Annotated in this window: 17 protein-coding genes; 4 read left to right on the top strand and 13 right to left on the bottom strand. The window is 59.0% G+C overall.

Annotated elements, in window-relative coordinates; translation table 11 throughout:
• Window positions 1-702: a peptidoglycan DD-metalloendopeptidase family protein gene (locus KHU29_RS03345; RefSeq protein WP_211451273.1), complete on the top strand. Its 702-nt coding sequence runs from the start codon at window positions 1-3 to the stop codon at window positions 700-702.
• Between the two features lie 94 nt (window positions 703-796).
• Here KHU29_RS03345 and KHU29_RS03340 read toward each other — a convergent pair whose 3' ends face one another.
• The 13 genes from KHU29_RS03340 to KHU29_RS03280 all read right to left on the bottom strand — a co-directional run bounded on the left by KHU29_RS03340 (window position 797) and on the right by KHU29_RS03280 (window position 14,779).
• Window positions 797-1,984: a DUF3443 domain-containing protein gene (locus KHU29_RS03340; protein WP_211451272.1), complete on the bottom strand. Its 1,188-nt coding sequence runs from the start codon at window positions 1,982-1,984 to the stop codon at window positions 797-799.
• 57 nt (window positions 1,985-2,041) lie between these two features.
• Complete coding sequence (locus tag KHU29_RS03335) at window positions 2,042-2,524, bottom strand: DUF2844 domain-containing protein (RefSeq protein ID WP_211451271.1); 483 nt, start codon at window positions 2,522-2,524, stop codon at window positions 2,042-2,044.
• 205 nt (window positions 2,525-2,729) lie between these two features.
• Window positions 2,730-4,088 (bottom strand): TAXI family TRAP transporter solute-binding subunit, encoded by a 1,359-nt coding sequence (locus KHU29_RS03330; protein WP_211451270.1) that lies wholly within the window; start codon window positions 4,086-4,088, stop codon window positions 2,730-2,732.
• A 121-nt stretch (window positions 4,089-4,209) separates the two neighbouring features.
• Window positions 4,210-7,272 (bottom strand): transglycosylase domain-containing protein, encoded by a 3,063-nt coding sequence (locus tag KHU29_RS03325; RefSeq protein WP_343216021.1) that lies wholly within the window; start codon window positions 7,270-7,272, stop codon window positions 4,210-4,212.
• Window positions 7,273-7,413: 141 nt separating this feature from the next.
• Window positions 7,414-8,697, bottom strand: a complete 1,284-nt coding sequence (locus KHU29_RS03320; RefSeq protein WP_211451269.1) for a dihydrolipoamide acetyltransferase family protein — start codon at window positions 8,695-8,697, stop codon at window positions 7,414-7,416.
• Window positions 8,694-9,701: an alpha-ketoacid dehydrogenase subunit beta gene (locus KHU29_RS03315; protein WP_211451391.1), complete on the bottom strand. Its 1,008-nt coding sequence runs from the start codon at window positions 9,699-9,701 to the stop codon at window positions 8,694-8,696. The genes KHU29_RS03320 and KHU29_RS03315 overlap by 4 nt, the downstream gene beginning before the upstream one ends.
• Before the next feature lie 65 nt (window positions 9,702-9,766).
• Window positions 9,767-10,999, bottom strand: coding sequence for a 3-methyl-2-oxobutanoate dehydrogenase (2-methylpropanoyl-transferring) subunit alpha (locus KHU29_RS03310; RefSeq protein ID WP_211451268.1), 1,233 nt, complete (start codon window positions 10,997-10,999; stop codon window positions 9,767-9,769).
• A 119-nt stretch (window positions 11,000-11,118) separates the two neighbouring features.
• Window positions 11,119-11,604 carry an adenosine-specific kinase gene (locus tag KHU29_RS03305; protein ID WP_211451267.1) on the bottom strand — a complete coding sequence of 162 codons (486 nt, stop codon included), beginning with the start codon at window positions 11,602-11,604 and terminating at the stop codon, window positions 11,119-11,121.
• 120 nt (window positions 11,605-11,724) lie between these two features.
• Window positions 11,725-12,195, bottom strand: coding sequence for an aminoacyl-tRNA deacylase (locus KHU29_RS03300; RefSeq protein ID WP_211451266.1), 471 nt, complete (start codon window positions 12,193-12,195; stop codon window positions 11,725-11,727).
• Between the two features lie 96 nt (window positions 12,196-12,291).
• On the bottom strand, window positions 12,292-12,699 hold the full coding sequence (locus KHU29_RS03295) for a hypothetical protein (protein ID WP_211451265.1): 408 nt from the start codon (window positions 12,697-12,699) through the stop codon (window positions 12,292-12,294).
• 226 nt (window positions 12,700-12,925) lie between these two features.
• Window positions 12,926-13,708 carry an anti-sigma factor family protein gene (locus KHU29_RS03290; RefSeq protein WP_211451264.1) on the bottom strand — a complete coding sequence of 261 codons (783 nt, stop codon included), beginning with the start codon at window positions 13,706-13,708 and terminating at the stop codon, window positions 12,926-12,928.
• Window positions 13,709-13,812: 104 nt separating this feature from the next.
• The gene (locus KHU29_RS03285) at window positions 13,813-14,331 is read right to left on the bottom strand and encodes a sigma-70 family RNA polymerase sigma factor (RefSeq protein ID WP_211451263.1); all 519 of its coding nucleotides are present in this window, start codon (window positions 14,329-14,331) and stop codon (window positions 13,813-13,815) included.
• Between the two features lie 76 nt (window positions 14,332-14,407).
• Window positions 14,408-14,779 carry a COG4315 family predicted lipoprotein gene (locus KHU29_RS03280; RefSeq protein WP_211451262.1) on the bottom strand — a complete coding sequence of 124 codons (372 nt, stop codon included), beginning with the start codon at window positions 14,777-14,779 and terminating at the stop codon, window positions 14,408-14,410.
• A gap of 274 nt (window positions 14,780-15,053) precedes the next feature.
• On the opposite strand from KHU29_RS03280, the gene KHU29_RS03275 reads away from it, so the two are divergent.
• Genes KHU29_RS03275 through KHU29_RS03265 form a run of 3 tightly spaced genes read left to right on the top strand, consistent with a single transcriptional unit; the run spans window position 15,054 to window position 19,491 of the window.
• On the top strand, window positions 15,054-15,782 hold the full coding sequence (locus KHU29_RS03275) for an ABC transporter ATP-binding protein (protein ID WP_246541443.1): 729 nt from the start codon (window positions 15,054-15,056) through the stop codon (window positions 15,780-15,782).
• A 14-nt stretch (window positions 15,783-15,796) separates the two neighbouring features.
• Entirely contained in the window at window positions 15,797-18,385 is a 2,589-nt protein-coding gene (locus KHU29_RS03270) for an FtsX-like permease family protein (protein WP_211451261.1), read from the top strand.
• Window positions 18,385-19,491: a lipocalin-like domain-containing protein gene (locus tag KHU29_RS03265; RefSeq protein WP_211451260.1), complete on the top strand. Its 1,107-nt coding sequence runs from the start codon at window positions 18,385-18,387 to the stop codon at window positions 19,489-19,491. The genes KHU29_RS03270 and KHU29_RS03265 overlap by 1 nt, the downstream gene beginning before the upstream one ends.
• The last annotated feature ends 55 nt before the right edge of the window (window positions 19,492-19,546 follow it).

Here is a 19,546-nt window from a genome sequence, read left to right as displayed (position 1 = left end):
ATGAGAAAATTCGGCCTTGCATTGATCCTGCTGGCCACCCTCACCGCCTGCAGCACGCCGTCCGGCTCCGAGACCAATGGCGCAGCGCAACCCAGCGGCCCTGGCTACTACACGGTGCAAAAGGGCGATACCCTGTCCAGCATTGCACGCAAGTTCCGGCTCAGCAATAGGGACATCATCAGCTGGAACAAGCTATCGGACCCGAATGACATCAAGGTGGATCAAGTATTGCGGGTCGCGCCCGAAGGCGCTCGCGCCGGCAGCAAGACCACGCCGCCGCGCAGCGTCGGCAATAACGCCGCTACCGCTGCTGCCGGCGCAGCCAGCGACGAAAAAGATTCGGTCGACTGGGCCTGGCCCGCAAGCGGCCAATCCGCCAGCGGCCTCGGCCAGGGGAAAAAGGGGATAGATATTTTCGGCCAGCCGGGACAGCCGGTGCTGGCCGCCGCCGCCGGCAAGGTCATGTACTCCGGCAGCGGCATACGGGGCTACGGCAACCTTGTCATCGTCAAACATAACAGCAATCTGCTATCGATCTACGCCCACAACAAGACCATCGTCGTCAAAGAGGGACAGATGGTTGGCAAGGGGCAGAAAATTGCCGAGATGGGCAAATCCGACAGCAACTCAGTCAAGCTGTATTTCGAGATCCGGCGCCAAGGCAAACCGGTCGACCCATCCCGTTATTTACCAAGTCGCTAAGGAACAGGCCTGCTCGCGGACAGATAAAAAAGGGCGCACCAGGCAAGTAGGTTTGCGCCCTTCCGACAACTCGTCGCAACCGGCCCGGATACGTTCAATAAGCAACGTAAGGCCCCACCGTACCACCCGCCGATACGCCTTCAAGCGCGGTATAGACCGAGCGCCCAAAGTAGAACGGCAGCCCCCAGTCGAAAAACGAGGCAAAAGCCTCGGTACCGGCCAGATTGCTGAATGCCGTGTTATTCCGGTTGGCCTGGAACAGCGAATCCGCATTGGCCACATTGAAGCTGACGCTATTACTGCGGCCGTTCACACCGGTATTCACCGCACTCCGGCTCAACGTCGACGCAGGACAGTAAAAACCTGTACTCAGGGTGCAGTTGGGAATAGCCGAATCGGCAAAGAACAATCCATTCGACCCGCTGTCAAAAAAGGCTGGCGTGGTCTGTCCCTGATACAAGGTGCTCAAGTTGCCGGAACTGTTCAAGGTATAGATGGTGGCGCTGCCCAGTGCATTATTGGCTTGCGTGCCGATGCCGAAAATCAGTGAACCGGTGACGCCGGACGCGCCATTGGCGCCCACTGCCGGCAGCTGTATCAGCGTGCCGTTATTATCCTGAGGGAAAACCGCTACCGGGTTGCCCACTTGCCGGCCCAGCGCCAGCGCAGTGGCGCTGCAATTCGTGCCCGAGCAGGAGTAATACCAGCCTGCCAGCGCCTGACTGGCGCAGGCCGCGCCGCAATCCTGGGTAAAGATACTGATGCCGAGCAGGCCGTTGGCATGAAATGCCGCCACTGTATTTTCCGCCACCAGGCTGCCGGAACAGCCGCCAGGCACGGTTGGAAAAGCGCTGTCGCCTATGATGTGCACGGAGATGCCGCTGGCAACCTCGCCGGCGATACGCAAATCCGCCTGTTTCACCGAGCCCCAGCTATAACCGTCGGCAAACCGTGCGCACTCAGCCACGGGGTTGCCGTTGGCGCTGGTCACCGACGGCAATGCCATATTGCCGGCCAGGACAGAAGACATGATGCGCAAACCGCTCGATCCGGTATCCACCAGAATGTGATCGATGGTCTGGCATTGCGTCGTACTGCCGGGCTGGCAGATGGTCAACGTGACGTAGGGTGAATTGACGGCGCCGACCGACTGGCCGGACGCTGCCAGGGGCCCGCTATCGAGCACCAGCGTCTGGACATTTTGCGTGGCTTGCGGCTGCGGTTGCGGTGCCGGGGCCGGTGTTGAACTGCTGTCAGAACCGCCACCGCCACAGGCAAGCAAGAGAAGACTGCAGAACAGGCAAAGGAGATACGTCAAGAAGCGCATGGTCATCCCCGGTCAGCGAATGTTGTCAGGAGTCACGCCTTGCGGCAGCAAGGCAGGTACATAAGCACTGCCGGCGAAGGAGCGCATATGTCCACCCGAATGCAATACCAGCTGATCCGACTGAATCGCTACCGCGCGTCGCCCCGGATGCGGCGCACTGGCTGCGCTCACATATTGATCGGCATAGCTGCCCAGCAATTGCCGCAGGTTCGGCATGCTAGGGCCCTGCCAGCTGACGGCGAACACAACGTTATCCGCGCCTATATATTCCCGCACCGTAGTACCTGAAGGCTCTACCACTTCACTCACCGAATAACCGTTGTAGCTGGTTACCCGGGCGCTGGCCTTGGCACGCGCGCTGTCTGCCTGGGCCTGGGCTTGATCCACGCCAGCAGCTGTGCCGACGGCCGGGCCGACAGCTGCGCCAAGCGCGGCGCACACCGGCGCGGATTGCGCAAACAGCAATACACAAAGGATAGGAACGGGGAATCTCATGGCTCACCTCTGCTCGAATAACGAATATCCGTCAAATCATAACCGATACCGCAGGGCAATTTACAAAGATGTTTTAGCGCCCGCGCCTGCCATTGCCACTCGTAATGTGCTACATATTTTTGCCGCTTGCAAGGCATTGCTGTAGTTGCACGTCAGTTGCAGCTCAGTTGCAGCTCAGTTGCAGCCCAAGTCCGCTCAAGTACGCTTAGCTACGATTCAGCAGGCGCATGCGCACGAACCCGATGTGTTCGCGCAATACGTAAAATTGATCGGCAAAAGCCAGTGGCATTTTCATCCGGTTCACCGCTTCTTCGATATGATCCAGGCGCTTCAACAGTTCTGCCTGTTGTTCCGGGGTGTCGGTGTCGGTGACAGCTGCACGTTCCAGCGCGATCAAGATGCCGTACCAGCGATAGATGCGCGATTTGATGCGCCAGCCATAGAGCAGCGGTACCAGCTTGAAACCCGGGATCAGCAACAAGATAATCGGCAGCAGCACCACTAAAGTACGATCGACCAGGCTGGCAAGCCAGAACGGCAAGGTACGGTAGAAGAAACTCTTGCCCGACTTATAGTAACGGGCGGCATCATCGCTGATGTGGAATTCATGCGCCAGCGGCGCCGGAAATTCATCGGCATTCTGCAGCACATTGGCGCCACTGTGGACTTCCTTGGCGGCCTCGATCAACAAATCGGAAAGTGCCGGATGCAGATCATCGCGGGCGATCAGTTCGGCGGTCGGGGCAATCAGGCGAATGTCACGGCTGGGAATGTTTTTACCCAGGTCGAACACACCTTTTGGAATCTTCAATTCGGTCAGATAGCTGAAGCGGCGCGCATAGGCACTCGCCTGCGCAAAATCGAGAAGACGGATGCCGGGTGTGCGCAGCAGCTTGCCCATGGTCGGCGGCGAGGCCGAATCGCCCATCAGGAAAGCGGCGTCGATCTTGCCATCGGTCAGCGCCTGCGCAGCTTCGTCGCCGCCGATATCCAGCAACTCGGCCTTGCCGCCGGCTTCAATGCCGTTGGCTTTCAACAAGGTTAATGCCAGCACTCGCGAACCGCTGCCCTGCACGCCGATCGCTACCCGCTTGCCGCTCAGCTCTGACAACCGATCCATTCTTTCCTTGCCACGATAAAATACAGAGACCGGCACATAGGAAACACTCCCTAGCGACACCAGTTTATCGATGGGCAGGTCGCCGGCGACTCCCCCCTGGACAAAAGCGACATCGATACCAGACGTCGGGTCGCTTATTTTCTTCAGATTGTCCAGCGATCCTTCCGAAGTCACGATGTTGAGCTGGATGCCGTTGCGCGCCAAGATCTTCTTGTATTTCTCTGCCGTATTCCAGAAATTGCTGTGCTCGGGACCGGTGGTCATCGTGATGGTCTTTGGCGGCGCCGGATGGATGAACCAGATTGCCAGCCAGATGGCGACAATCGCCAGCAAGACAATCGGGCCGAAGCTGATAGCCAGGTCACGCCACGAAATCGAGACGAACCGCATCGTGATGTTTTTCGCAGATTTTTTCAGGTCGGATGGATGGAATGGAGTAGCCATGAGAATTGCTCTATCGTTGAAAGGCATGATTCTGCTGCATGATACGGGATGTAATACGGGATGTAATACAGGATGCAATACGGGACGTAGAGTATCACTTGCAAAGCAAGTTCAAGAGGAATCAATGCCGACAGGTCAACAACGTGTCGTTTGCATCCGTTTCCATCATGGGCAGCAAGGTCGGTGTCAGCGACTTGAGTAATTGTACCGAGAGCGCGCTTGTGAACTTGTAGCTGGCGGCATAGGGCTCATGGACGTAGGCGGTCATGGTGCCGAAGAAGCGATCGCCGATAAAAAACACGAAAGTGGCGGAGCGGTTCACTGCGCGCGAGGAAATCAGCCTGCCGCCCGCCGCGTAGACCTCGAAACGCTGATCGCCGGTGCCGGTTTTTCCACCGACCCCGATCGGCTTGCCGTTCGCATGGCGTGACGGCAAGCCGCCCTTGAGACGCTTGGCAGTGCCACCCTCGACCACATCAATCAGCGAACGTTGCACCACGTCCGTTATCTCTTGGGGCAAAAGCCGTTCCGCCGCCGGCCCGCTATTCTCAAAGTGCGTTTCATATGGTGTTCCTTGCGCCAGCTCCAAGGTTTGCAATTTCCGGAGCGGCAAGCGCATGCCCTTATTGACGATGATCCCCATCAATTCCGCCAGCGCTGCAGGCCTGTCGCCCGAAGCGCCAACCGCGGTTGCATAGGAGGGAGTAAGGGATTCGAAGGGATACCCGAGCCGCCGCCAGTCGCGGCCGATCTCCAGAAATGCTTCCAGCTCCAGCATTTGCCGGATACGTTTGTCTTGTTTGTTTTTATTGCGGGTTTTGAATAGCCAGGCATAGACATCCTGACGCACATCGCGGCTGGCATCGAGCGTCTCCGTCAATGTTGCGTCGGGGTGCTGATGCATGAATCCGAGCAGCCACAATTCCAGCGGATGAATGCGCGCGATGTAGCCGCGATCGGCCAACGAAAATTTATCCGGCCCGTACTGCGCGTACAACGCTTGCAATTTAGCGTCCGACAAACCGTCTTTGGGGAACTGTTTGCGCATGAAGGCAGAAAAATGTTGCAGATCCGCGTCCGGCTCTATGCTGCGGAACACCGTGGCCATTCGCGCCGGTATCGGATGCATGTTTTCCAACAACAGCTCCTGCGCCTCCTGCGGCGTCTTGCCGTGGTATTTCCGGTAGAAGCGAACCATGAACTGGCGTCCTTCCTTGTCGGCAAAGCGAGATAGTATTTCTTGCCGCTTCGTTGCACTCAGAGCGTCCAGCGAAGTTGTACCGGTACTGGCATCAGCATTGGCGCCAGCCATCTTGAATTTGTAATGCCGCACGATATCGCGCATGAGCCGCACAAAAACCAGGTTCACCGACTGCTGGAAACCTTCGCGTATCGTCATCACCTTATAGTTTTCCTCAGACTCGAAATTCGTGAATGTCTGCACCCCGCCACCGGTCACGAATGCCTCCCCCGGGCTGCCCGAGTAACGGCGTTCCATGGCCGCTTCCAGCATCGCCGGCAAAGCCAGGTCCTTTGCTCGCGCCAGGTAGGTCAGCGCCCACTGGCTCAACACGTCCTCTTTCTCCACCTGTATCCGGGCCCGCTGGTCCGCTGTCATGCCGGCGTACCGCTGATGCAGATCGGCGATTATTTCCAGGTAGGTAATCAACGTGCGCAACTTGGCGGTAGATCCCAGATTGAGCCTGGCGCCCTCGTTGATGTCGAACGGCTGATCGAAATTATCGGTTTGCACGCGTAATAAATTGGCGCCGCCGCGCTGCTCGAATAGCGTAAAACTGAAAATCAGCTTGCCCGGATCATCGCCCGGGCTGAGCATGTTATGTCCGTATAATTCTGCCGCTTTTGCATTGGCGGGCTGTTTGAGCTGGCGCAGCACGGTTGTCACTTCGCGTTGCATTTCACCATTCAAGGTGGTTGCTGCGGTGAGATCGAGACGGTCCAGATCGTAAAGGTGATTGACATGCAACAAACCAGAAAGATTGGCGCGCAATGCAGTCACCGCTTTACGCGTAACAAATGATATCGGCGGCGCGCTGACCGTTTTTTGCTGCAGGTTCAATTTGACCGGCAACGCTGCGTCACGCAGCGCCGCCGGGATAACTCCCGCCACCGCCAGCACTCGCAAATGGCTGTCGGTCAACTGTTCCAGGTCCGCAGCGCCTTCCCGCAGGTAATAGGACGGCCGGCGTTGCGCGATCATTAGTGAAAGCGCTTGCTTGAATGCCTCGGCCTTGCTCCTTAGCAGAGCGGGATCATCTTGCGTCAGATCGGCATTGTTACCCGCTTTGCTTTCCAGAAGCCGGTTCACTTCCGCGAAATCTCGACCGTACCAAGCCCACATGCCGTCGCCCAGGCCATCGATCTCGCCATAGCCCGGCTTGGCTGCAAGCGGCACGGTATTCAGGTAATCCACCATGATTTGCCGGCGTGCAGGAAGCGTGTTCTCACCGCCCAGATAGGCCTTGATCGAAGCCGACGCCATCTGCCGCAGTTTTTCCTGCGGCGATGCGGTGCGGCCCTCAGGCGAATGACGATATTTTTCGATCTGCGTCGCCAGCGTGCTGGCTCCCGGTGTCTGGCGCGACTTATCAAACACATGCAACGCCTGATCGAAGATGGCTCTGCCGAAGCGGTCCCAGTTAACCGCCGGATTATGCTGCGGATAACTGGTAGTGAGCAAGTCACGGTCTTCGATAAAGAGCAATGTATCGGCCAACAGGCGCGGCACCGAATCGAAATCTTTATAACTGCGCTGCGGGAAACGTTCCGAGTACAGAGATTGATCATCGCAATCAAATAAATCGAGACCCGTTTGCGTCTTCTCGCTGTAGGCAAGAGACAGGCCCCTATCCGCGAGTTGCGCAAGCTTTGGCGAGATCCGGGCTTGTTGCGTAATCCGGTAATCGTGCTGGGCCAGATATTGGGTAAAGGCCGGAATCTTGCTATACCCGAGGCGTTCGTCGTAAGGGCCGGTTTTAGGAAAACGGATCGCCGTGCTTGCCCCAGGCTCAAGTTTGAATGTCAGCTCACGGTCAAGTTCGGACAGATGACGCGCTTGCCATTGAGATGAGCGCAATTCACTGTTGACCAGTCGAGCCACGAATGCCAGCAGCCCGAGTAAACTGATCAGCAACAGCAACTTGCCCCATTTACGTAGCGTCACTTTTTTTATGAGTAGGAATGCAACTTGGCGGGAGTGCCTGCATATCAAGATAATCGCCTTTTCAGCCGATGTCTAGCTGCAATTGAGGCGTTTATTTTCAGGCAGGCGCGCAAGCCTGAATATGCCGGAGCTGCATCCGTTCTACTCCACAAACAAGGTGGCCGGCGCTTCAAGATAGGCACGCAGCGACTGCACGAATTCGGCTGCATCCAGGCCGTCGACCACCCGATGATCGAACGAGGACGACAGATTCATCATCTTGCGCGCCACTACGATATTGTCACGAATCACCGGCCGCTCGATAATCCGGTTGACGCCTACAATCGCCACCTCCGGGTGGTTGATCACCGGTGTCGATGCCAGGCCGCCCAAGGCTCCCAGGCTGGTAATGGTGATGGTTGAACCGGAGAGCTCTGCACGTACCGCCCTGCCCGCGCGTGCAGCCTCGGCCAGGCGTGTGATTTCAGCTGCATTCGACCACAGGTCGCGCGCCTCCGCATGATGCACAACCGGCACCATCAACCCGGCTGCGGTTTGGGTGGCTATACCGATATGCACTGCGCCGTAGCGCGTGACCACGCCTGCATCGTCGTCGAAACGGGCGTTGCATTGCGGGTACGCGCGCAACGCCAGCACCATGGCCCGCATCAGCAGCGGCAGCAGGGTCAGACGGCCGCGTTCGCCGCCCCATCTCGCATTCAGATGCGCGCGTAGCGCCTCGATTTCTGTGACATCGCATTCTTCAACGTAGGTGAAGTGCGGGATACGGCGCTTGGATTCCTGCATTTTTTGAGCGATCTTGCGACGCAGGCCGATTACCGGTATCGCTTCTTCACCATGGCGTTCGGCATAGCGCTCCGCATCGCGCCTATCGTCGAGATTCGCCGCCGGCGGGCTGCTGCCGCGGCTGGCATGCGTAACATAGGCGTCGAGATCTTCGTGCGTGATACGGCCATCAACGCCGCTGCCCGGCACATCTTGCAACGCAATCCCAAGCTGGTGGGCGCGCCGGCGCACGGCTGGCGATGCAGTCGGGGCATTGGTAGCTTGCCGCATGACGCGCACGGAACCAGTGTCTTGAACCGTGAGCTGGGCTGCTGGCGCTTCCTTCGACAATACAGCGGCCGGATTTGGCATTGACGTTACCGTCGCCTGTGGCATTGCTGCATCGGCATGCTCCGCTTGCTCAACCTCAAGTCGTATCAGCTCACCTCCTACTGCCACCACCTGGCCAGGCTCGCAGCCCAGCGACTCCACCTTGCCAACCACCGGCGAGGGAATTTCGACGGTAGCCTTGTCAGTCATCACGTCGGCCAGTATCTGGTCCTCGACCACGCGCTCGCCAACCTGCACGCGCCAGGCTACCAATTCAACCTCGGCAATCCCCTCGCCGATATCCGGCATTTTGATTACATGGATACTCATCGTGCCTCCAGCGCGCGTTTGAAGGCCGCCCCGACCCGGTCCGGGCCTGGGAAGTAAGCCCACTCCTGAGCGTGCGGATAAGGCGTATCCCAACCGGTTACGCGTTCGACCGGCGCTTCCAGATGGTAGAAACAATGCTCCTGCACCAATGCCGCCAGTTCCGCGCCGAAGCCACTGGTGCGGGTAGCTTCGTGCACCACGACACAGCGGCCGGTCTTCTTGACCGAGGCGACGATGGCATCGAGGTCGAGCGGCCACAGGCTGCGCAAATCGATAATCTCGGCGTCGATACCGGTCTCGCGCGCCGCAGCTGCCGACACGAATACCATGGTGCCATAGGTCAGCACCGTCAACTCGGCGCCGGGACGGTATATCGCCGCAGATTCGAGCGGCACCGTGTAATAGCCGTCGGGTACCTCCCCCAGCGGATGTTTGGACCACGGCACTATCGGCTGGTCGTGATGGCCGTCGAACGGGCCGTTATACAGGCGTTTCGGTTCCAGGAAAATCACCGGATCGTCGTTCTCGATCGATGCAATCAGCAGGCCCTTGGCGTCGTACGGGTTGGATGGCATTACCGTGCGCAGGCCGCAGACATGGGTGAACAACGCTTCCGGGCTCTGGCTATGGGTCTGGCCGCCATAGATACCGCCGCCGCAGGGCATGCGGATCGTCATCGATGCCGTGAATTCGCCGGCCGAACGGTAGCGCAAACGCGCCGCCTCGGAGACGATCTGGTCCGAGGCTGGATAGAAATAGTCGGCGAACTGGATTTCGACCACCGGCCGCAAACCATAGGCCGCCATGCCGACTGCAGCGCCGACAATGCCGCCTTCAGAGATCGGGGCGTCGAATACACGCGAAGGGCCGTACTTCGCTTGCAAACCTTCCGTACAACGAAACACGCCGCCAAAAAATCCCACGTCCTCGCCGAATATGACCACATTGTTGTCGCGCTCCAGCATGATGTCCATCGCCGAACGCAGCGCCTGGATCATGGTCATGGGTGTTGTCAGAGCGGTTGTCAGAGCGGCTGTCCCCGGCTTCACATCTTTTTGAGCGGCCATTATCACACTCCCAGTTGCCGGCGCTGCTGCCGCAGATGTTCCGGCATGTCTTTGTAGACATCCTCGAACATCGTCGCCGGGCTAGGAATCTGGCCGCTGGCCAGGGTGCCATAGCGCTCCGCCTCTTTCTGCGCCGCGATCACTTGCGCCTCCAGTTCCTTTTCGGTGTCCTGGTGTTCCTGCTCGGACCACGCGCCAATCCGGATCAGGTGTTGCTTGAGACGGGCAATCGGATCCCCCAGCGGAAAGTGCGACCAGTCGTCTGCCGGCCGGTACTTGGACGGATCGTCTGAGGTCGAATGCGGGCCGGCGCGATAGGTGATCCATTCGATCAGGGTTGGCCCAAGATTGCCGCGCGCCCGTTCGGCAGCCCAGCGCGAGGCGGCGTACACGGCCAGGAAATCATTGCCGTCGACCCGTAGCGAGGCGATGCCGCAGCCGATGCCGCGCGCGGCGAACGTGGTGCTCTCGCCGCCGGCGAGTGTCTGAAAGGTGGAGATAGCCCACTGGTTATTGACTACATTGAGAATCACCGGTGCCTGGTAGACATGCGCGAAAGTGAGCGCGGTGTGAAAATCGGATTCGGCAGTGGAGCCATCGCCAATCCAGGCCGAGGCGATTTTGGTGTCGCCCTTGATCGCCGAGGCCATGCCCCAGCCGACCGCCTGAATGAATTGCGTTGCAAGATTACCGGAAATGGAAAAGAAGCCGGCGGCGCGCACCGAGTACAGCACCGGCAACTGCCGCCCTTTCATCGGATCGCGCTGGTTCGACAACAGCTGGCAAATCAAATCCACCAGCGGTACGTCACGCGCCATCAGCAGGCTTTGCTGACGATAGGTGGGGAAGCACATATCGCCCTCCTGCAGCGCCAGCGCATGCGCCGTGCCTATGGCTTCCTCGCCCAGGCTTTGCATATAGAAGGACATTTTTTTCTGGCGCTGCGCGATCACCATGCGGGCATCGAAAATCCGCGTCTTCATCATGGCGCGCATTCCGCGGCGCAGCAATTCGCGATCTATTTCTGCTGCCCAGGGGCCGACGGCATTGCCGTCGTCATCCAGCACACGCACCAGGGCATAGGCGAGATCACTGGTATCGGACGGCAGCACTTCCAGCGGCGGCCGGCGTACTGTGCCGGCCGCCGCCAGATGCAGGTAGGAGAAATCGGTTTCGTGGCCGGGCCGTCCGCTCGGCTCCGGAACATGCAACGTCAGAGGCTTGCACTGGCTCATACCCGCTCCCTTGCGCTTGGTGATGTCCAGTTGAGTTTAGCAAACTTTAGCGTTGGCGGCTTTTTACTTTTACAACCCTTTTCACGACCGATGAATTGCTTACACTACTACGCGAGCGTTCACAGCTTGTAGCCGATTTGCCGCAACAAATCCTTGCGCCATTTGATGTCGTCGTCGCCTTCAACGCCTTTGGTCGGAAGGCCGTCCACCACGCCCAGCACGGCGCGTCCCTGCTCGGTTTCAGCAAGAATCACCTCGCTTGGATTGGCCGTTGCACAAAAAATCCGGCATACCTCGGGCACCATCTTGACTGTGTTCAAGACGTTAAGCGGATAGAAGCCATCGCCCAGGAAAATGATGAAGCAATGGCCGGCAGCAATCGCTTGCGCGTTCTTTTTGGCAAGCTCAAGCATGGCGGGATCGGTGCCAGACCAGCGCACCAGGCATTTACCGGAGGCTTCGCAAAAAGCCAGGCCGAAGCGGATGCCTGGCACGGCAGCCACCAAAGCTTCGTGAAGATCCTCCACGGTTTTGATGAAGTGGGCCTGGCCAAAGATGAAGTTCGTTGTTTCCGGCTTATCGATTGTTACCGTGATCAGTTGCATCTCGCGCCGCTCCTTGCCAGGATTGTGAGCAGCATGCAACATCCGCAGGGGACTCACTGCAGCCCGTTCACTGCAAACCGCTCACTGCAATCAACACCATCAGGCTGACCTCGCAGCACCTTATATCCGGTACGAGAACCTGCCTCTTTCAGCCTGATCCATGAGATCGAGGAATTGTTCCCTGCGCATCTGGATCACGGCTTCGTGATCGCCTGCCTCGAAGTAGATTTCCGGCTGATGCAGCAGGCTCTCATCGAGATAGGTTCGCAGGCCGTAGGCGGTGCATACCGGATGCAGCGCTCCTACATCGCAATCCTTGAACAGCTCCCGCAATTCGGCTTCGTCGGCCAATACCAGGCGGCGCCCGGTCTGGTCCCATAGCTCTGACAATTGCAAGTGATAGGTTGACGGCAGCACCGCCGCCACATAGCCTTGGGCATCTTCCAGGACGATCGTCTTGGCCAGACGATCGCCCGGAATATGCGCTACCTCTGCGGTTTCGCTGCTGGCGTGGCTGTGCGGATGATGCAAGATATTGTAGTGGCTGCCTTTGCTGCGCAGGCAGTCCTCCAGTGTAGTGGAAACTGACATGACAATCCTCCGCCGGAATGAGGTGGATGGAAATTATTGGTTGTTGTTTTCAATATAGTGGCATTCCACCTCTCTGGAAAGGTCAATTCGCCAAGCTTAGCGATGCATCATCCCGCCGCCATGAGACATGCTGCTAGATACGCTGCTTCTGGCAAAGCCTTGATGCTGCATCGAAGCATGGTTAAAGTGATGGTGATGATGGTCGCGGTCCCGGTCGACGAAGACTATCTGCGAACTGAAGCCGAACGGCCCCCAGTACCAGGGATCGTAATAGGCGTATGGGTAGCCGTAGTACTCGCGCTCGGTATTCTGCATCAATTGCCACGTATCGTCGCTTTGCTTGCAGGCAATGCCGGTGACCGGCTGTACCTGTCCGTTAATTTCAGCCTGGGTCGTCACCTTCTGGCAAGCCGGTTTGGCGGCGTAACCCGATGTGCCCTGGCTGCCGGTAGTACAGGCAGAGAGCGCCAGTACCAGTGCTATCAAAGGAATTTCGTTGTACATGATGTCGTCCTCAATGTAAGTCCGACGTAAGGACGCGCGCATATTGGGCGCAAGGCAACATCGGTTGGCCTCACAGGTGGCTGCCGCTGCTGTGCACTATTTGACGGCAGGTTCACTTGTAATAGGTAAACGAATAAGCGGGCGCCACTATTCCAGCACCGTGTTTATTTTCGGTTGGAGGAGAATTTCGCCACGCGAAAGTTTTGGGGCGACAACACGAGAATGGTCAGCGCCATGCCTCCGGATGCCCACCCAACGCGCTGCAGACATCGATCGCCATGGTGCGCAATTGCGCCACCGATGTCTGGCCGGACAGCGCATATCCCATGCCCTGATTTACCCAGTAGAAGGTACTGCGCTTACCGTCGTTGAGTAGCCGGAACGCTGTGGTTTCTTTGGCTGTTGCGGTAACGTACAGGGTCAGCCGTTCGCCCTTGCCGTTCTGATACATGAACTGTGCCGCCGGCCCTGTTTCACCGGGCAACAACCGTCCTCCAACCAGCGTATAACCGTATTCCTGGAGCGATGGCGTTTTCAGCGGACGATCGAGACGTTTCGACAACCAGCTGATCAGGTGTTCTTCTTCGGCCGCGGCAACTTCGACCGGATGGCGTTGCTCCGGCGCATAGACAGCGTAGGCAATGTCCGCACGTTTGGCGAACGCCGGCTGCTCGTTAGAGAAATGCGGTCCCAGCCAGCCGGCCGCCACCCCGCATAGCAAGCCCGCGGCCAGCCAACCGGCGGCCGTTCCGGTACTGCGCCACCACGGCGTCCGCCGCGGCAGGAAAATGCAGCGGACGTTGTCTTGCGGCGTCGCAAACAAGGCTTTTAATGCGGCATTTTGTGCCCGGTAGTCGGCAACCCGCGCGCTATCCTGCGGGTCGCTCGCCAACCGTTCGATGACTGCCGCCTGCTCGGCGGCGGAAAGCTCGTTGTCGACCAACGCCGACAAGGCCTGTAAATGCGCCTGGTCCGGGTCCGGCAACTTCGAGCTGGTATCGTCGTTCATGACCTGTATCTCGTTACCTGAGTCATTACCCATTTATCACTATTGGCTATTACTACCTGCTATTACTACCTGCTATTACTACCTGTTATTACTACCTGTTATTACTACTTGTTTTTCACTACCTTGAGAGGTGGCCGTTTGCTGCCCGGATCTTCCTTCAACAAAGAACGCATCCGCTCCCGGGCGCGCGACAGGCGCGACATCACCGTACCGACCGGGATGTTCAAGATGGACGACACCTGCTGATAGCTAAGCTCCTCCAGGCCCACCAGCAACAGCACCTCGCGCTGATCGACCGGCAGGCAATACAGCGCGCGTTGCACGTCGGCCAGGAACAGGCCGTCGACTTCATCGGCCGGCGCCGCCATCGTGCGCCAAGGCGCGCTTTCGTCATCAACGGCGATTTCGCGGCGCTTGCGCAACTGGTCGATATACAAATGCCTGAGAACGGTCAACAGCCACGCTCGCACATTGCTTTCCGGCTGCAAGGTATGCCATCGATTCAGGGCGCGCTCCGCCGTGTCCTGCACCAGGTCGTCAGCCCACGCGGCATCGCCTGTCAGTGCGCGGGCATAACGCCGCAGCACCGGCAGCCAGACCACCATGTCGGCTTCGAAACTCATAGGGGCGTTCTCTGGCACCCAAGCAAATATTAATAACTACTATTGTTCATCACGCCGCCCTTAGTTTGGCTCGGCATCAAGGTTTCGCCGTATGCCACATGCCACCCTTGCCATCGCCGTTGGTATCACCGGCTTTCTTGTCCATGGCAAAACGGTATAGTGGATGACCCTTGTAGGCCCATTGCCGCTTGCCGTCGGCGCCTGTCACAAAACTCCAGTCGCCGGCAGCCTTGTCATAGGAATCCGCCTGTGCCGCCGGCCAGTTTGCCGCGCAACCGCCTTCGCAAGCGCTCTTGCCGGGAACCGTGTCCTTGTCAAAGGTATACAGCGTCCGGCCAGCTTCATCCACCAGCATTCCATTGGCGGTCTTCGGCGCTTCAGCCAAGGCAGGTAAGGTAGTTAAGGTGAGCGTGGCGCAGCTAAGCAGTAGAAATAGGGGGTTTCGCATGATTTCTCCTCAGGATGATCGATAGAAAAAATTGACGCCGGGAACCAGCGTCGGGAATGTTGGCTGGGATAGCAGTTAAACGTCCGGCACAACAGGTTTATTCCAACTTTCTGCAACCATTTGATACATTATTTTCACTCTGTTGACTATTAAACTGAGGCAACAATCGCTCCAATCACAGCCCCTTCGCGACCGGTTTACCTGGACAATCCTGATCATCCTCCAAAATCCTCTACACTGTTGGCAATTAACCTATTCGAAAAACCAAGCTTGCATGCACGCCAACCTTGAAACCAGTCATGCCGTCGATGCCGCTATCGACAGCGCCGACAACGCTACCCCGGCGCTTGAATGCCGCGGGCTGCGCAAGTCTTACGGTCATGGCCGGGTGGTGCTGGCGCATCTCGACTTCACGCTGGCTGCCGGCGAATATGTCGCCATCATGGGCGATTCCGGCGTCGGCAAATCGACCTTGCTCAACCTGATTGCCGGTCTCGACAGTGCTAACAGCGGCTCGATACTAATCGACGGCGTTAACATGTCCAGCCTCGACGACGATGCCGCCACTCTTCTGCGCCGTCAAAAACTCGGGTTCATTTTCCAGGCTTTCCATGTGCTGCCGCACCTGACCTTGCAACAGAACGTCGCGCTGCCCTTGCTGCTCAACGATGCTTCGCCGGAGCGCGCAGCGGAGTTGCTGGCTGCGGTCGGGCTGGCTGGTCGCGGCAACGACTTTCCGCGCCAGCTGTCGGGAGGCGAGATGCAAAGGGTGGCGATAGCACGCGCCCTGGTGCACCGGCCCAAACTGATCCTTGCCGACGAACCGACCGGTAACCTGGATCCGGACACCGCGCATGAAGTGCTGGCTCTGCTGCGCCAGGAAATCAAGGCCAACGGCGCCTCGGCCATCATGGTCACGCACTCGGCCGCTGCGGCCGCAAGTGCGGATCGGATCCTGATCATGAGCGCCGACGGCTTGCAACCGCTGGCCGAGAAATCCTGACCCCCGATCATGCGATGACATCGACTGGCACCGATACCGATACCGAAATCCGCGCTATCAAAACCGGCAATCCGATCCGGACCCTGGCGCGCTGGCTGCTGCTGGGCGAATGGCGTGCACATCCGGTACGTGCGCTGGTGGCGATTGCCGCCATCGCGCTCGGAGTCGCGCTCGGTTATGCGGTCGATCTCATCAATGGCGCCGCTTTCAATGAATTTTCCGCCGCCACCAGAAGTTTGTCCGGCCAGTCAGATCTGCAGCTGCGCGGCGTGCAGGGGTTGTTCGACGATGCCTTGTATCCGCAACTGGCAAAAAGAGCGGGCGTGGCGGTCGCCAGTCCGGTACTAGAACTCAACGTGACTGTGCCGGGCCAGACCAGCGCGCTGAAAGTACTTGGCATTGATACTTTCCGTGCGGCCCACATCACGCCCGACCTGATTGGCGTAGCCGATCCGGAGCGGCCGTTCGATACCCTGGCCGACGACGCCATCTTCCTGTCGCCGGCAGCCCAGCAATGGCTGCAGGTAAAGCCCGGCCAGACACTGGCCCTGCGCAATGGCACCGCCATCGTCAAGCTGAGAGTCGCCGGCGGCCTGGTGCGGGCACGGGCCGGACAACGGCTTGCCGTCATGGATATCGGCGCAGCGCAATGGCGCTTTGGACGCATCGGCCAGCTATCGCGTATCGATCTCAAGCTGCAGCCTGGCGTCAATCGAGAGCAATTCAGGCGCGCGCTCCAGGCTGAGTGGCCAATGCGCTTGCAAGTGTCGGAAAGCCAGGATCAGGAAAGCCGCAACGACAATATGTCGCGCGCCTATCGCATCAACCTGAATGTACTGGCGCTGGTCGCGCTGTTTACCGGCGCCTTCCTGGTGTTTTCGACCCAGGCGCTGTCAGTAATCAGGCGCCGTTCGCAGTTTGCCCTGCTGCGTGTATTGGGATTGCGGCGCAGCCAGTTGTTACGCCAGGTGTTGCTGGAGGGCGGCCTGCTGGGTTGCGTGGGAGCGTTGCTCGGGTTGGCGTTGGGATATCTGTTCGCTGGCCTGGCCCTGCATTTTCTTGGCGGCGATCTGGGCGGCGGTTATTTCCGCGGCGTGCAGGCAAGCGTGCAATTCGATCTGCCCGCGGCACTGATTTTCTTTGCGCTCGGCAGCGGCATCGCCCTCCTCGGCAGCCTGGCGCCGGCGTTGGAAGCGGCCCGGGCGCAACCGGCGGCGGCGCTCAAATCCGGCAGCGAAGAAACCGCGTTGGCGCGGCTGGCGACACCGTGGCCGGCGTTGGCCTGCCTGCTGCTCGGGGCGCTGCTGACGCAAATGCCGCCGCTGTTCGACTTGCCTGTTTTCGGCTATATGGCAGTCGCACTATTGCTGATCGGCGGCATCACGCTGATGCCACGGGTGGCTTCGCTGGCGTTTTCGGCGCTCCAAAGATTCAGCCTGGGACGCCGCAACGGCGTCATTACAACACTGGTGCTGGCGCGCCTCGCCAACGTTCCGGGGCAAGCCTCGATTGCGCTCGGCGGCGTGTTGTCCAGCTTTAGCCTGATCGTGGCGATGGCGATCATGGTCACCAGTTTCCGTATATCGGTTGACGACTGGATGCAGCAAATATTATCGGCAGATCTGTATGTGCGCTCGGCCAGTAATGGCGAGACCGGCGCCATGCGGCCTGCCGAGCAGCGTTTGCTGACAACAGCGCCAGGTGTGGCGCGCGCCGATTTCCTGCGTACTTCGACACTCACGCTAGACCCGGCGCGGCCGCCTGTGGCATTGATCGCACGCGCTATCGACGTTGCCGATCCGGCGCGCACCTTGCCGATAATCGGTCCGTTGTTGCAGGCCAGTGCGATTACCGCGGATAGCTTGCCGATCTGGGTCTCGGAAGCCATGGTCGACCTGTACGGCTACCATTTCGGGCAACAAGTCACGCTGCCACTGGCCACGCATCCCTATCGCTTCACCGTGGCCGGCATCTGGCGCGATTATGCACGGCAATCGGGAGCGATCCAGTTGCGGCTGGCGGACTATCAGCGTTTGAGCGGCGATACCGAAGTCACCGATGCCGCACTCAGTTTAAAACGCGATGTCGATCCAAGTGTTGTCATTGCGGCGCTGCGCGCACTGCCATTCGGTGCGACGCTGGAATTTTCCCGGCCGGGAGAAATCCGCGCGCTCACCTTGACCATTTTCGACCGAAGTTTCGCCGTCACTTATCTGCTGGAAATCGTCGCCATCGTGATTGGCCTGTTTGGCGTAGCAGCCACCTTCTCGGCCCAGACCCTGGCGCGGGCAAGGGAGTTCGGCATGCTGCGCCATGTCGGCGTAACGCGCCGCCAGATCCTGTCCATGCTGGCGCTGGAAGGCGGTCTGCTGACCGCGCTAGGCATGCTGATTGGCTTTCTGCTAGGTTGGACCATCAGCCTGATCCTGGTATTCATCGTCAATCCGCAATCGTTTCACTGGACCATGGAATTGCACATGCCATGGTTGGGTCTGACGCTGGTGGCGTTGTTGCTGCTGTTCTCAGCCGGCGCGACGGCCTTGCTGGCAGGCTCACGGGCAGTGTCCGTCGATGTGCTGCATTCAGTGCGGGAGGACTGGTAATGTTGTCTGGATTACGCCGCTGGCTGCTGTGCGCCCTGCTGCTTTTATGGGCGCCGTCGCAATTTGCCGCACCGCCCCGCTTTGCACAAGTCACCCCCGGTCATCCGCTCACGCTGCCACAAGACAGCGGCGCCCATCCCGACTTTCGCACTGAATGGTGGTACGTCACCGGCTGGCTCAGCACGCCGGACGGAAAGCCGATCGGTTTTCAGATTACCTTCTTCCGCTCTGCCACCGAACACGATCGCGCCAATCCGAGCGCTTTCGCACCGACGCAATTGATCATCGCCCATGCGGCACTGTCCGACCCTAGCCTGGGCAAGCTCCTGCATGCGCAAAAGAGCGCCCGCGCCGGCTTCGGCCTGGCTTATGCCAAAGAGGGCAATACCGACGTCGCGCTGGATGACTGGCGCCTGCTGCGCGGCGCCGACGGCCGCTATCAGGCCAGCATCGCTACCGGTGAATTTACCTTACAGCTTAGCTTGACGCCTGGCCAGCCACCGTTGCTGCAAGGCGATCAAGGTTATTCGCGCAAGGGGCCGCAAGCGGCGCAAGCCAGTTACTACTATAGCGAACCGCAATTGCAGGTCAGTGGCAGGCTGACCCGCGCCGGCCACGAACAGGAAGTCAGTGGCAGCGCCTGGCTCGATCACGAATGGTCGACCAGCGTGCTGGATGGCGATGCGGTGGGTTGGGATTGGCTGGGCGCCAACCTGGACGACGGTTCAGCCTTGATGGCGTTCCAGATTCGCAATCGTAGCGGCAACAAGATATGGGCCCATGCCGCCTTGCGCGACGCCAGCGGCAAGGTCACCCGGCTCCCTCCCGAACAGGTCAGTTTCCAGCCTGAGCGCAACTGGCGTTCACCGCGTACCGATGCCAGCTATCCGGTGCAGCAATCGTTGCGTATCGATGCAAATTCGGGCGCCGGAACAGACGCCGCCACCTGGTCGCTGATACCCCTGCAAGACGATCAGGAACTCGATTCACGGCAATCGACCGGATCGGTATATTGGGAAGGTGCGGTGACCGTCAATCGCGATGGCCGGCGCGCCGGGCGTGGTTATCTGGAGCTGACGGGTTATCTCAAGGCGTTGAAGTTCTGAACAGCGAGATCGCTAGCTTTCGTTTCGCTTGTTGTTTCTATTTTTGCCAACCCGA

The sequence above is a fragment of the Collimonas antrihumi genome (assembly GCF_018304965.1).
Taxonomy (GTDB): Bacteria; Pseudomonadota; Gammaproteobacteria; order Burkholderiales; family Burkholderiaceae_D; genus Collimonas; species Collimonas antrihumi.
Note: the sequence above shows the minus strand (reverse complement) of the source record. Positions and strands in the feature narration are given on the sequence as shown.

What these genes read in the sequence shown, in the direction of transcription:
- KHU29_RS03345 (WP_211451273.1), top strand. Translation starts at nt 1, where the DNA reads ATGAGAAAATTCGGCCTTGCATTGATCCTGCTGGCCACCCTCACCGCC.
- KHU29_RS03335 (WP_211451271.1), bottom strand. Translation starts at nt 2,524, where the DNA reads ATGAGATTCCCCGTTCCTATCCTTTGTGTATTGCTGTTTGCGCAATCC.
- KHU29_RS03330 (WP_211451270.1), bottom strand. Translation starts at nt 4,088, where the DNA reads ATGGCTACTCCATTCCATCCATCCGACCTGAAAAAATCTGCGAAAAAC.
- KHU29_RS03320 (WP_211451269.1), bottom strand. Translation starts at nt 8,697, where the DNA reads ATGAGTATCCATGTAATCAAAATGCCGGATATCGGCGAGGGGATTGCC.
- KHU29_RS03315 (WP_211451391.1), bottom strand. Translation starts at nt 9,701, where the DNA reads ATGACCATGATCCAGGCGCTGCGTTCGGCGATGGACATCATGCTGGAG.
- KHU29_RS03310 (WP_211451268.1), bottom strand. Translation starts at nt 10,999, where the DNA reads ATGAGCCAGTGCAAGCCTCTGACGTTGCATGTTCCGGAGCCGAGCGGA.
- KHU29_RS03305 (WP_211451267.1), bottom strand. Translation starts at nt 11,604, where the DNA reads ATGCAACTGATCACGGTAACAATCGATAAGCCGGAAACAACGAACTTC.
- KHU29_RS03300 (WP_211451266.1), bottom strand. Translation starts at nt 12,195, where the DNA reads ATGTCAGTTTCCACTACACTGGAGGACTGCCTGCGCAGCAAAGGCAGC.
- KHU29_RS03295 (WP_211451265.1), bottom strand. Translation starts at nt 12,699, where the DNA reads ATGTACAACGAAATTCCTTTGATAGCACTGGTACTGGCGCTCTCTGCC.
- KHU29_RS03290 (WP_211451264.1), bottom strand. Translation starts at nt 13,708, where the DNA reads ATGAACGACGATACCAGCTCGAAGTTGCCGGACCCGGACCAGGCGCAT.
- KHU29_RS03285 (WP_211451263.1), bottom strand. Translation starts at nt 14,331, where the DNA reads ATGAGTTTCGAAGCCGACATGGTGGTCTGGCTGCCGGTGCTGCGGCGT.
- KHU29_RS03280 (WP_211451262.1), bottom strand. Translation starts at nt 14,779, where the DNA reads ATGCGAAACCCCCTATTTCTACTGCTTAGCTGCGCCACGCTCACCTTA.
- KHU29_RS03275 (WP_246541443.1), top strand. Translation starts at nt 15,054, where the DNA reads ATGCACGCCAACCTTGAAACCAGTCATGCCGTCGATGCCGCTATCGAC.
- KHU29_RS03270 (WP_211451261.1), top strand. Translation starts at nt 15,797, where the DNA reads ATGACATCGACTGGCACCGATACCGATACCGAAATCCGCGCTATCAAA.
- KHU29_RS03265 (WP_211451260.1), top strand. Translation starts at nt 18,385, where the DNA reads ATGTTGTCTGGATTACGCCGCTGGCTGCTGTGCGCCCTGCTGCTTTTA.